Annotated in this window: 8 protein-coding genes; 3 read left to right on the top strand and 5 right to left on the bottom strand. The window is 40.4% G+C overall.

Features of this window, described 5'->3' with window-relative positions; all coding sequences use genetic code 11:
* The first annotated feature begins 84 nt into the window (after positions 1–84).
* A complete protein-coding gene (pgmB, locus tag CAL6303_RS10370; RefSeq protein ID WP_015197805.1) occupies positions 85–2,958 on the top strand; it encodes a beta-phosphoglucomutase in 2,874 nt (957 codons plus the stop codon).
* Between the two features lie 279 nt (positions 2,959–3,237).
* The gene (locus CAL6303_RS10365) at positions 3,238–6,840 is read left to right on the top strand and encodes a WD40 repeat domain-containing protein (RefSeq protein WP_015197804.1); all 3,603 of its coding nucleotides are present in this window, start codon (positions 3,238–3,240) and stop codon (positions 6,838–6,840) included.
* A gap of 142 nt (positions 6,841–6,982) precedes the next feature.
* Here the strand turns inward: CAL6303_RS10365 and CAL6303_RS10360 are convergent, their stop codons facing one another.
* The 4 genes from CAL6303_RS10360 to CAL6303_RS30280 all read right to left on the bottom strand — a co-directional run bounded on the left by CAL6303_RS10360 (position 6,983) and on the right by CAL6303_RS30280 (position 9,802).
* Positions 6,983–7,261 carry a hypothetical protein gene (locus tag CAL6303_RS10360; protein ID WP_015197803.1) on the bottom strand — a complete coding sequence of 93 codons (279 nt, stop codon included), beginning with the start codon at positions 7,259–7,261 and terminating at the stop codon, positions 6,983–6,985.
* Between the two features lie 303 nt (positions 7,262–7,564).
* Complete coding sequence (locus CAL6303_RS10355; RefSeq protein WP_015197802.1) at positions 7,565–8,500, bottom strand: ribosome-inactivating protein; 936 nt, start codon at positions 8,498–8,500, stop codon at positions 7,565–7,567.
* Between the two features lie 273 nt (positions 8,501–8,773).
* Entirely contained in the window at positions 8,774–9,412 is a 639-nt protein-coding gene (locus CAL6303_RS10350; RefSeq protein WP_015197801.1) for a CVNH domain-containing protein, read from the bottom strand.
* A 72-nt stretch (positions 9,413–9,484) separates the two neighbouring features.
* On the bottom strand, positions 9,485–9,802 hold the full coding sequence (locus CAL6303_RS30280) for a hypothetical protein (protein WP_015197800.1): 318 nt from the start codon (positions 9,800–9,802) through the stop codon (positions 9,485–9,487).
* Positions 9,803–10,443: 641 nt separating this feature from the next.
* Here CAL6303_RS30280 and CAL6303_RS10340 point away from each other — a divergent pair.
* The gene (locus CAL6303_RS10340; RefSeq protein WP_015197799.1) at positions 10,444–11,190 is read left to right on the top strand and encodes an SIMPL domain-containing protein; all 747 of its coding nucleotides are present in this window, start codon (positions 10,444–10,446) and stop codon (positions 11,188–11,190) included.
* A gap of 133 nt (positions 11,191–11,323) precedes the next feature.
* On the opposite strand, the gene uvrC is transcribed toward CAL6303_RS10340, so the two are convergent.
* Positions 11,324–13,207, bottom strand: a complete 1,884-nt coding sequence (gene uvrC, locus CAL6303_RS10335) for an excinuclease ABC subunit UvrC (protein ID WP_015197798.1) — start codon at positions 13,205–13,207, stop codon at positions 11,324–11,326.
* Positions 13,208–13,248 lie beyond the last annotated feature (41 nt).

The raw sequence follows: 13,248 nt of genomic DNA, 5'->3' as shown, positions 1-13,248 counted from the left end.
TTGTTCATCTTCATGGGTTTCCCCACCCTGCGTCAATCCAAATCAAAAAAAATCAGTACCTTTGAATAATTAAGAATAGCAGCTATGGATATAAAAGGTCTGAATAGCGATTTCATCTACACAGATTGGACATTAATTGAAACTCGGTTTCCCCCAGAACAAATTCATCACCGGGAAACAGTTTTTACCATAGGTAATGGTTATTTAGGGACAAGAGGAACTTTTGAAGAAGGTTATTCGCGCTCGGTGGCAGCTACCATGGTTAACGGTGTCTATGATGATGTCCCCATCGTCTACACCGAACTTGCCAATTGTCCTGATTGGTTACCTTTAGCAATAGTTGTCGAAGGCGATCGCTTCCGCATGGAACGTGGTGAGATAATTAGTTATGAGCGACAACTAGATTTGCGTTGGGGGGTTCTACAGCGTAGAGTTAGATGGCGTAGTCCCAATGGCAAAACTGTAGACTTAGAATTTGAACGCTTTGCCAGTCTTGCCGACGAACATGTATTAGTGCAACGCTGTCAAATTACACCCGTTGATTTTGATGGTTTAATAGAAGTCCAAAGTAGTATTAATGGTTATCCCGAAAACCAAGGCTTTAACCATTGGGAATTACTAGATCAAGGTAAACGTAAAGAAGGACTGTGGCTGAATCTGAGAACCCGTGGTTCCCGCATTAGCTTGGGTATGGCAACGAACCTAGTTGTACGGGATACTGAAGCGAACTTACAAGTTAGCAATCCCCCTGGATATCCCACCTTCACTGCATCCTACCAAGGAATAACCGGACAAACAGTCACGGTAGAAAAATTTATCACAGTTTATACATCCCGTGAAGTTACAGATCCTGTAACAGCAGCATGTGAAAAACTAGGAGAACTATCTAGCTACTCCCAGCTTTTAACTGCACAAAAGCAGGCATGGAATGCAGCTTGGCACAATAGCGATATTAAAATAGAAGGTAATACCCGCGATGCCTTAGCGGTACGTTACAATATTTTTCAACTTCTAATTAGTGCCACAGCTCACAACGATAAAGTTAGTGTCCCCGCTAAAACCTTATCTGGTTTCGGTTATCGCGGACATATCTTCTGGGACACAGAAATTTTTATCTTGCCATTTTTTACCTTTACCCAACCAGAATTGGCGCGAAATCTCCTATCATACCGCTACCATACCTTACCTGGAGCCAGACGCAAAGCCATCCACTACGGCTATAAAGGGGCAATGTATTCCTGGGAAAGTGCCGATACAGGGGATGAAGTCACACCAAGATGGCTGCCACCTAATGACCCCTACGGAGATGATATCCGCATTTGGTGCCGCGATCGCGAAATTCATATTAGTGCTGATATTGCGTATGCAGTTTGGTACTACTGGTACGTCACAGGTGATGATGGGTGGATGCGAGATTACGGTGCCGAAATTATCCTCGATACCGCCGTTTTTTGGGGAAGTCGGGTAGAATACAACACCAAATCAGAACATTACGAAATTCGTGGTGTAATTGGTGCAGACGAATATCACGAATTAGAGAACAATAATGCCTTCACCAATCGCATGGTACAGTGGCATTTAGAAAAGGCGATCGCACTCCAAGATTGGCTAAGGGAAAATTACCCCGACAAAGCCAAAGAACTAGAAGAAAAACTTCAACTTTCCCTCAGTAGAAGACTACGCTGGCAAGATATCATCGCCAATTTGTGGATTCCCTACAATGCTGCCACAGGCATGATAGAACAATCAGATGGATTTTTCCAACTCCAAGATATCAATCTCGAAGATTACGAACCCCGCACCAAGTCGATGCAAACCATCCTCACCATCGAAGGTGCAAATAAATGTCAGGTTCTCAAACAACCCGATGTTTTAATGTTGCTGTATCTGATGCGGGAATCCCACGATTTTCCCTATACTTTAGAAGTTTTAGAGAAAAATTGGGACTACTACGCACCCCGTACTGATATTACCTATGGTTCATCTCTAGGTCCCGCAATTCACGCAATTCTTGCCTCCGATTTAGGAAAAACCGCAGAAGCCTACACCCGGTTTCTCCAAGCAGCATTAGTTGATATCGAAGATGTACGAGGAAATGCGGATGATGGCGTACATGGTGCCAGTGCGGGAGGTGTTTGGCAAGCTGTGGTATTTGGCTTTGGTGGAATTCAACTCACAGAAGCTGGACCCGTTGCCACACCCCATCTTCCCCCCGAATGGCAACGGTTACAGTTCAAAGTTTATTGGCGTGGGAAATGGCATGAATTTGATTTAAAGGCAACAGGTGAAACCATGGAAAATAATGCAAATCAGATTCAAGGAGTCATCTTTGATTTAGATGGTGTGTTAACTGATACCGCAGAATATCACTATCGAGGATGGCAAAAACTCGCCGATGAAGAAGGATTAAGTTTTAGCAGGGAAGCAAACGAAAACCTCCGAGGTGTATCTCGAAGGGATTCACTCCTCTACATCACAGGTGATAAAGCCTACTCAGAAGCACAAATCCAAGAGATGATGGAGCGTAAAAACCGCTACTATTTAGAATCAATTCAAGATATCTCACCAATCGATTTACTACCAGGAGCGTTGGATTTACTTAAGGAACTGAAAGCAGATGGTATTAAAATTGCTATCGGTTCAGCAAGTAAAAATGCTCAAATGGTGGTTGAAAAACTGGGAATCAATTCCTACATAGATGTTTTAGCAGATGGCTTTAGTGTGGAAAAACCTAAACCAGAACCTGATTTATTTCTCTTTGCAGCCAAAGAACTAGGATTAATACCTTCCCAATGCATCGTTGTTGAAGATGCAGCCGCAGGAGTGGAAGCTGCATTAGCCGCGAAAATGCGAGCCGTGGGGCTTGGTCCCGCCGAACGAGTGGGAACCGCCACCGTAGTTTTACCTAGCCTTGCAGGAGTTAATTGGCAGGATTTGCAAGGTAAATTAACTAAGTAATCCAGTCCCATTAGCAAGCCGGGAAACCCAGTTTCTTCAGTTAAAACATGAAAAACTTTTGTGTTTAGTCGAAAGAAACCGGGTTTTTGTCGTTAGTCGCTACCCACCTTCAAGTGTAATCAGTTGTTCCTAAATACGACTATATGTACACAAAGCATATTAATATTTAATTATCAAAATAAAATTTTCAGTTAATTTGAACTTTTTGAATCTGTCTGTTTCTATTGTCAAAACATTTCTTTTTAGTCAGAGCATCTATTAAAGTCTTAAGCAAGGCGAATGAAACAGGAAAAAACTCGACGCAATCGGGGCGTAATACTCACCCTTCAAGGCTGGGATAAGTTCCAATCTGCAAAAGTTACAGCCGAATTAGCAGAAAACACACAAGCCAATTTTACCTTAGAAGAATTAAGCGATCGCACTCAGCTAGCACTGCATACTATATCTAAAATACAGGGACGCACCGAACCTGTAGATAGAAGTTCGTTGCAATCTGCCTTTGCTGCCTTTGGCTTAGAATTGTGTAAAAGGGATTACACCCAACCCAGTCCCCCTGATGACTTGGAAATCCGACGTGCAAATCCTCAGTATGACTGGCAAGAAGCACCGGACGTATCTGTATTTTATGGTCGCAGCGAAGAACTGTTACATCTACGACAGTGGACATTAGAACAAAGGTGTCGTTTAGTCGGATTACTAGGAATTGGTGGTATTGGTAAAAGCACATTAGCAGTTAAATTAGGACAACAGATTCAAAGCGAATTTGAGGTAGTTGTATGGCGAAGTCTGCAAAATGCACCACCAGTGGAAGATAATTTAACCAGCATCCTGCAATTTTTACTGTGGTCACTGCGAAAAGAGATAGTGATCCCCGAAAACCTTGACGGTAAACTCTCAAAGTTGATGGAATGCTTGCAATTAAATCGATGTCTGCTGATTTTAGATAACTTTGAAACAATTTTAACTAGTGGAAATCAAGCTGGGCAATATCGCCCTGGTTACGAAGGATATGGGCAATTACTCAAACGTGTGGGAGAAGTAACCCATCAAAGCTGTATTTTGATTACTTCTAGAGAAAAACCCAGAGAAATGATCCCGTTAGAAGGAGACAGAACAGGAGTAAAATCTCTACCATTAAAAGGATTAAATCCTACCGAAGGGCAACAATTATTTCTGCAAAAAGGGGAATTCACGGGTACAGAACAAGAATGGCAGTTACTCGTTAATCATTATTCAGGTAATCCCCTCGCATTAAAAATGGTAGCAGCCGGAACCCAAGAACTTTTCAATGGTAGAATCGCCTCTGTTTTAGAGTATGCAGAACAAGGCGCACTCATCTTCGAGGATATCCGCAACCTCTTAAAATGTCAGTTTCAGCGTTTGTCAGCAGCAGAAGCGGAAGTAATGTACTGGCTGGCAATTAATCGAGAACCAGTATCCATTGCTGATTTAACAAACGACGTGCTGACACCTGCTTCCAAACGTCAATTACCGCAAGTAATCAAATCTTTATTACAACGCTCATTAATTGAAAAAAGCGGTGAGCATTTCTTTCTCCAACCAGTGGTGATGGAATATACAACACAGCAATTAGTGCAACAAGTTTGTCAAGAACTTGTAGAGCAAAAGTCTGTTCCTTTACGCTTATTCCAAACCCATGCTTTAATCAAAGCAACAGCAAAAGACTACATCCGAGAAACACAAAAGCAATTAATTATCCAACCCCTATTTGAGCAATTGTTATTAAAGATAGGCAGCCAACAACAACTGGTAATTTTATTGCAGGATGTATTGGAGCAGCAAAGACATCAAACTGGAATACTAGCAGGATATGCAGGGGGTAATGTCCTCAACTTGTTAGCCCATTTGCGAGTAAATTTACAGGGGTATGACTTCTCGAATTTGAGCATTCGGCAAGCTGACTTACAGGGTTTAAGTTTAGTAGGAGTTAATTTCCAAAATACTGCCTTTGATAACTCTGTATTTGCTAAAAGCTTGAAGGGCGTTTATTCACTTGCTCTAAGTCCAGACGGTAAACTATTAGCTACAGGCGATCACGATGGGCAAATTCATCTGTGGCAAATAGCAGATGGAAAAAACCTCCTGACATTTAAAGGGCATAAAGGTGTAGTTTGGACAGTTGCCTTTAGTCCTGATGGGCAAACCCTGGCAAGTGGTGGTCATGACGGATTAATTCAATTATCGGATACACAAACAGGAGATTGTTTAAAAACTTTAGATCAACACACGGGTATTGTTTGGTCTGTCAGCTTTAGTCCCGACGGTCAAACTATCGCAAGTGCTAGCCTAGACACTTCAATTCGCTTGTGGGATATCTACTTAGGTGAATGTGTCAAAATATTGCATGGTCATACTAGTTCAGTATGTTCAGTTAGGTTTAGTCCAAATGGTTCTATCCTGGCAAGCAGTAGTCAAGATGGTGACATTCGCTTGTGGGACATCAGTAAAAGCATCTGTATAAAAACTTTGGCAGGTCACGACACTAGGGTATGCTCGGTTCAGTTTAGTCCAGATAGCAAAATTCTCGCCAGTGCTAGTAGCGATCGCTCTGTCAAATTATGGGATGTGAGTAAAGGTACTTGTATCAAAACATTTAATGGTCATAAAAATGAAGTATGGTCACTTTGCTTTAGTCCAGATGGTCAAACTGTAGCTACAGCTAGTTATGACTATAGTGTGAGATTGTGGAATGTAGAGCTAGGTACCTGCATCAAAATTTTCCAGGGACATACAAGTGAAGTGTACTCAATCATTTTTAGTTTAGATGGTCAAAACTTAGTAAGCGCTAGCAAAGATTCCAGTGTGCGTATCTGGGATGTAAATACAGGTGTATGTCTGAGAAATTTACAAGGTCATTCCAGTGGAGTGCTTTCGGTCAGTATTAACCCTGTATGCACAGCATTTTTGGAAGGGATTGATTATGTATTAGCAACAGGTAGTAGTGATGGTTTGGTTAGGCTATGGGATGTCGCATCTGGGTACTGTACTAAAGTTTTACAAGGTCACGTAGATTGGGTATGGTCAGTTAGCTTTAGTCCAGATGGTCGAACCATAGCCAGTAGCAGTGACGACAAAAGCATTAAACTGTGGGATGTTATTTCTGGTGATTGTATTACAAACTTGTATGGTCATAGCGGTGGAGTCACATCAATTAGCTTTAGTCCAGATGGTCGAACCTTAGCTAGTGCAAGTAGAGACAAGAGCGTGAAATTGTGGGATATTCACGAGCATAAATGTATCAAAACTTTAGTTGCTCACACAGAGCCAATCTGGTCAGTTAGCTTCAGTCCAGATGGTGATATTTTAGCTACAGGTAGTGATGATTACTTGATTAAGCTGTGGGATGTCTCTGAAGGTAAATCCATAACAACTTTATCTGGTCACACTAACGGAGTCTGGTCATTGAGTTTTAGTCCAGATGGTAAAATGCTCGCTAGTGGTAGTGTTGATCACTCAATCAGATTATGGGATACCAGTAACTTTGCTTGTGTAAAAGTGTTGCAAGGACATACTTCTACTGTATGGTCAGTCAGTTTTAGTCCTGATGGTTCCACCTTAGCATCCGCCAGTTCTGATCAAACAATTCGCTTATGGGATACCAGTAACTTTACCTGTTTCAAAGTGTTGCATACTCATGGTAGTGGAGTATGTTCTGTTTGCTTTAATTCTGTTGGTAATATCTTGGTTCATACTAGTCAAGATGAGGGAATTAAGTTTTGGGATGTGGAAACAGCTGAGTGCATAAAAAATCTGAAGGTTGATCGGCTGTATGAAGGGATGAATATCAGGGGGGTGACTGGGTTAACAACAGCCCAGCGATCAGCTTTGTTGGCTTTAGGGGCGATGGAAGGTGTAAGGTAGGTTTGAGCAGGAGTGCGATCGCTCATATCAACCCTATTACCGAAAGGGTGATCGCTGATTTGACACATTTACTTAGAATGCGATCGCCTTTTTTGAGATAGGTCGTAAGGGGGCGATCGCCATACAAGCTCTATGATTAGTTTTACCTTGTTACATATTTTCTACATTGCAAATTACCATTATTGTTAACAATTATACCTGGGTTACAGAGACGATAATTGTCTAGGTGTGTATTTACCCATCTACCCTGCAAATCTTGACAACTTGCTGACAACCTATCAATCTTTCGGCTACCTTCAGAATATGTTGATTCTTGAATACCTTTGCAAGTCTGAATGTAGCTTCCTGATGGAATAGCAAAAGCTGGTGCAAATATTATTTGAGCCGCGAATATAGAGCCAACTAAAACTGCTTTCTTCATGATTGTTTTTCTTCTAGTTGTTACATGCTCTAGTTTGCTTATTTTCCTTTTCTGACACCAGGCAAATTTAGCAAGTTAAACTCAACTTAAGCATTTTGTAAATTGTCTAACAACATTTATGTAGTGGCGACTTCAGCTAAATCGACCCTTTGATCTAGAATGCGATCGCATTTGTGAATATATTAAGAATGGATGCATAAATTGGAAAATTCTCTTTCCCCTCGCTGACTTAATTAAAAGTATTCAGCCTAACACGATATCACACACCCTACGAGAAAAAATGTGCTAGTTGCGTAAGGACTACTATTTACTAATGTTAATAAATAATGCAACACCAAGACGAATTTCATAAAACTCTGATGTCTCTGAATTAGTAGCATTCAAAGCGATATTTGAGTATCTTGACCAATTGCTCAACACCGTATCATGAGTCTCTTCAAAATTGATTCTTGCGCTTGGATTCCTAAATAAACGAGCCACATTCCTACCAACTTCATTAAAACGTACAGCTTCGGAGATGGCTACGGCAAAGCGTACAAGTGCAGTATTTATGCTTTGAGAATTGCGAGAAGGGTTATTGTTTACTAGATTTCGGAAACTCTGTCTCAGTTCATCTAAGTTAAAATCAGCGCGAGAAAATTCTCCTCCTAACAAACTATTATAGTTTTCTGTCGCTGATAGTTGAGTTTGGCTGTTCGCTTGTCTAACACTTGTAACAGTCGCTTCCCTAAAGTAATAATAAGTTGAGTTCCTACTGTTAATGTAACCCTGCAAATATAGGTCTCTACGCCTGAATACAAATCCAATATTATTACCTTCAAATTCGACCTGGACTGTAAAATAAACATTGTCTGCTTGGTTACGAGTTCTTCGTATTTGTGGGGGATTAGTTGAACTTCCAGGTATATTTAAATTAACTAATTCAGTTTGACTATTTCTAATAGAAGAGACTGCCCTTATATAGTCATCTAAACTATCAAGTAATGTTGTCTGAATGACTTCAATAGGCGGATTTTGATCATTGGAGTCAAGACTGGGATCTCTCGGTGGTTGTTGAGCTATTTTAAAAGTAGAATCGGAATTAATAGTAGTGCTTTTTTGAGAAAAAACTGTTTTTTCGGAAACTTCTGAGGCAAGTATTACTGCTGGCGAAGAAAGAGTTGTCAAACTAGTGGTTATTATTGCCCCTAAACGTAGTATGAATCTTTTTTGCAATAGCAGATTAGAGATATTTTTCATGATTAATTACTCGCTGATGCTTCAATTATGTTGAGGAAAATTCGAGAGTGTTTATAAATAAAAAATAAAATTGTTGTCGGGGGAGGTAAAAAGCGGTGTGGATGTTCCTCCCGCTTTATTACCGTTGTGCAAGATGCAGGGTTCTATATGACAGGATTTACGCGATTGTGACAATGGGAAGGTTGCTGCGTGACACCAAAAGCCTTATTTTTCGTTTCAAATTAATCGAAGTGTCAGACACCCTACTTAAAAAATTATTTTATAAACACTCTCTTAGAGTTCATCGCGTATGCGTTCTGTTTCTAGTTCCCTACGTAAAATTTCTTGCTCAATCAATTCTTGATTTGCATCCCTAGGAAGAGGAGGCAAACGTCGTAAATTATTTACATCTATATCAGCAATATCAGTTGTAGCTGCGGATGTTTGAGGAGTGCAACAATAATTAGAATTCCTACGTAATAAAAATCCTAAATTATTATCAATATTTTCCAACCTTAGTTTAGAAAGTTTGTTGTTTCCTTGCCCATCATCACATAGAGCATATAAAACACCTCGGACAATTCTAGCTTGCGAGCAGGTTTCTAAAAATGTACTTTTATAACCGTCTGCTAGGCTACTATACGCTAAGTTGCCGTTATTATTATTTATCCCTTCTAAATCAATTTCGGCTGGTATAGTAATACCGAAAGCTCTACAGTTAGCAGCTAGTACTGCTCCTGTATTGCCTCCTCCCAGTATCTTCTCATCGGTACAACTTTGAAAATATGTTGCAGGATTAGCAGAAGCTTGGGAAGTCGCAATTAACTCTAACGTGAAACTAAATACGATGGTGGCAACCGCTCCTTTCAAAAGTATGGCACTAGTTTTAAAAGTTGCAGTGAGGAATGGATTGATTTTTTCTCTTGGATACATGATTATTTATCCTTATTCAAAGGTATTATAGTTGCGATGTAATGAGAATTTACACACCGTTCAAATTCTTGATTATTTCATCCGAATTGCTTGTTTAATTGAAGTTCTAGCCACCTCCCGTAAACTTTGAGCGAAGGAGTCTGCTTGTATGCACATACCAATACTTAACAATGCTAAAACTCCAATAATTAAGCATAGAGATCTTTGCTCATACTTAGAAGTATCTTTTGTTTTTATTGAAGATACTGTTAAATTTTCTAGAGATTGATTATTCCTAATACAATTAAAGCTACCTGGTCTATAAAATTTATAATTTAACAATTTTCCTTTATACAAAAATCTATAATTAGGACTCTGATAAGTATGGTTTTCTTTCTCTGGAAAAAGCATAAGTTCATCCCTAAAACTCTGTGACTCTTTACGAGTAAAATTTATCTTTTTAGTCAAAAAAACATGTAATACCAAGTTGATTTCTGTAGTGGTAGTTTCAGGATGATGAGATTGGTATCTACGTAGCTTGCTTCTCCGTAGGAGTAAAGTCGCTCCGCGTCTACGCAATGACAGATAGATACTACTACCTCTGATAGCAACTTAGTATAAGAAGTCATTTGCTAAGTAAGTGCGATCGCGTTGTTGCACCATTTCAGTCTGCGTACTATTCCTTAATTGCACAAGGCAACTTTGGCAAGTTAATTTCAACTTAAGATTCTGGAAAAAAAAGGAAGCGATGATCTTTAGTCGGTCACAGACCATCATCGCTAAATAAATCCTTTGAGAAAAAGTAAGAAGGATAGCACTAGTAAAGAAATAAAGTCACCCGAACAAACCACAAGTTAGCAGCTATTTTTAAAGAATCGATAAACTTTATCAACTTGGATTCGACAAATCAGAAATTGAGTCAAAGCAAGAGGTAGTTAGTATTCCACCTTGTGGAATCGGTGAATTAGGGTTGTATCTTGACTTCAAAATCTCAAATAAATCTATGTTTAGGCAAATTTCGCCATTTACCCTGTATTAAACAGATATAATCTATGCAAGACTCTCCCTCATCCCCTCGCTTCCCTCAATTTTTTGCGGGAATGGCTGTTTTGTCGGTTGCGTTAGTAATTAGTTCCTTTATCGGTGCTAGTGCAATTCGCAAATTAAAACCACCAACTGATGCACTTAGTGTCACAGGTTCTGCAAAACGACCGATTAGTTCGGATTATATCATTTGGCGGGTATCTATATCTAGCCAACAACCAACACCCCAAGCAGCATACCAAGAACTAAAAACCCGTACAGAAAGGGTACAGAAGTATCTCCAAGATAAAAAGGTTCCCAATGATGTTGTAAAGTTGAGTTCCATTGATACTTCTACAGTTCCGGAGGTAATTAATGGTCGGGAAACTGGTAATACCTTGGCTTACAGGTTGAATCAACGGTTTGAAATTCGTTCTAATGATGTCGATCGCATTTCTAAATTATCTCAGCAATCCACAGAATTAATAAATGAGGGAATTCCTTTAGTTTCTGAACCTCCAGAGTATCTATATACACAATTAGCAAAGCTGCGAATAGAGATGGTGGCAGAGGCAACAAAGGATGCAAAAGAAAGGGCTGAAGCTATAGCTAAGAGTACTGGAAGTAAGATAGGGTCAGTACAAAGCGCTCAAACTGGGGTATTTCAAATTACTTCCCGCAACTCCACAGAAGTGAGTAATTCCGGTATTTATGATACTTCATCGATTGAAAAGGATATTACTGCTGTTGTGTCGGTGAAGTTTGCGATGGAATAGATTTAATCAGGGAACAGGGAATAGGGAACAGGAAACAGTTTTCCTTTCGCTCTCTATCAACCCGCTACTTAAAGCGCAAGTAAATTAATAAAGCCTCGACTTTCTTCCGTTCTAACTGATAACTGTTAACTGATTATCCCATTCCCGCGTGAAAATAATCATAAATTTCCTGAGCAATGTGGGAACCGATACCGGGAACTTCTGCGAGTTGCGAGGGTGTTGCTTGACGGATATAATCAACTGAGCGGAAATGTGCGAGGAGTTGTTTTTGACGATGGTGTCCTAAACCGGGGATTTCGTCTAAACGCGATCGCTTAAGCTGTTCACTACGCTGTTGACGGTGGAAAGTCACAGCAAATCTATGTGCTTCATCCCGTAATCTTCGTAATAGTTGCACTCCTGGTTGTTCTGATTCGGTTTCTAGGGGGAATGATTCTCCAGGAAGGAAGATTTCTTCCCGTTTTTTTGCCAAACTCACAACACGTACATCTTTGATTAAATCCATTTCCTGAAGAACTGCCACCACTGCGGAAAGTTGTCCTTTCCCTCCATCAATCATTACCAAGTCAGGGAAATCTGGGTTTCCCTGACGTTTTAGTTGGGGTTGTTCGGCAAATTTGCGAAAGCGTCGTTGAATCACTTCTGCCATACTGGCAAAGTCGTCTGAATGTCCGATGGTAACGGCGGGATTTTTGATTTTGTAGCGACGGTAGTGTTGTTTTGCCGCTAAACCATCAATAAAGACTACCTGGGATGCAACCGCGTTGGAACCTTGGATGTGGGAAATATCATAACCTTCGATGCGGTGGGGAGGTTCTGCTAAATCCAAAATAGCCGCTAAATCAAGCATTGCTTCGTGATTTCTGTCTCCTAATTTCTGCATCCTGCGTAATTCGTGTTCGGCATTACGCTCCACCATCTCAATTAATTCTGCCTTAACTTGACGCTGTGGTGCCAGAATATTTACCTTACGTCCTTTGCGTTGACTCAAAGCTGCCGCTAAAATCTCGCTATCAGGTAACTCATGCTGAACAATAATTTCTAGGGGAATTTCCACATCATCGGCAGTTTGGTAATGTTCTTCCAAAACCCGTTGTAAAATTGCTCCAGGTTCACTATCTGCATTGGCAACATAACCCAAACGTCCTACCAATTGTCCTGCACGAATTTGGAATAGTTGAATACAGGCGTGGTTATCATCTTGGGATAACGCGATCGCATCCCGCGACACAGTATCATCTGGTAAGGAAACTTTTTGACCTGCCGTGAGAGACTTCAACCCATTAATTTGATCACGGATTCTTGCTGCTGATTCAAAATTCAGTTCCTCAGCTTGCTTCTCCATCGTCACAGTCAGAATATCAATCAATTCCTGTCCTCTACCTTGAAATACCATTGCCACCTTTTGAACAATTTTCCGGTACTCTTCAGGTGAAACCAATTTTTGACAGACTCCTGGACACTTACCCAAATCGTAATTTAAACAGGGACGATCCTTAAATAGAGGTTGGGGACGTTGACGGAGAGGAAAAATCTGCTTACAGATATGTAAAACCTCCCTAAGTAACCGAGAATCAGTATAGGGACCATAAAATTTATCTTTTTCCTTACCCAGTTTCCGTTTGCGAGTAATAAAAATTCGCGGATATTCCTCAGACCAGGTAACAATTATATATGGATACTTTTTATCATCTTTGAGAAGAACATTGAAATGTGGTTGGTGCTGCTTGATGAGATTGGCTTCCAGCGCTAAAGCTTCCGATTCAGTATCAGTAACGATGAACTCAATATCTGTTACTTGTTTTACCATCGTGGCAATCCGCTCAGTCAAGCGCTGCGAATCACGGAAATAAGAACGAACACGCGATCGCAATTTGCGTGACTTGCCTATATACATTATGCGATCGCTTTCATCCCGCATGAAATAAACACCCGGTTCTGGGGGAATTTCAGCTAGACGAGTTTCTAAGCGTTCCGGATCCCTAACTAGCGGTACTATTGTAGCAGATATTGTCATCGTTCAACTTCTACCAGGTTAAAACTTTTTTGGTATCTTCT

Source organism: Calothrix sp. PCC 6303 (assembly GCF_000317435.1).
Taxonomy (GTDB): Bacteria; Cyanobacteriota; Cyanobacteriia; order Cyanobacteriales; family Nostocaceae; genus PCC-6303.
Note: the sequence above shows the minus strand (reverse complement) of the source record. Positions and strands in the feature narration are given on the sequence as shown.

Coding starts and splice junctions, on each gene's coding strand:
- pgmB (WP_015197805.1), top strand. CDS start 85: ATGGATATAAAAGGTCTGAATAGCGATTTCATCTACACAGATTGGACA.
- CAL6303_RS10365 (WP_015197804.1), top strand. CDS start 3,238: ATGAAACAGGAAAAAACTCGACGCAATCGGGGCGTAATACTCACCCTT.
- CAL6303_RS10360 (WP_015197803.1), bottom strand. CDS start 7,261: ATGAAGAAAGCAGTTTTAGTTGGCTCTATATTCGCGGCTCAAATAATA.
- CAL6303_RS10355 (WP_015197802.1), bottom strand. CDS start 8,500: ATGAAAAATATCTCTAATCTGCTATTGCAAAAAAGATTCATACTACGT.
- CAL6303_RS10350 (WP_015197801.1), bottom strand. CDS start 9,412: ATGTATCCAAGAGAAAAAATCAATCCATTCCTCACTGCAACTTTTAAA.
- CAL6303_RS30280 (WP_015197800.1), bottom strand. CDS start 9,802: ATGCTTTTTCCAGAGAAAGAAAACCATACTTATCAGAGTCCTAATTAT.
- CAL6303_RS10340 (WP_015197799.1), top strand. CDS start 10,444: ATGCAAGACTCTCCCTCATCCCCTCGCTTCCCTCAATTTTTTGCGGGA.
- uvrC (WP_015197798.1), bottom strand. CDS start 13,207: ATGACAATATCTGCTACAATAGTACCGCTAGTTAGGGATCCGGAACGC.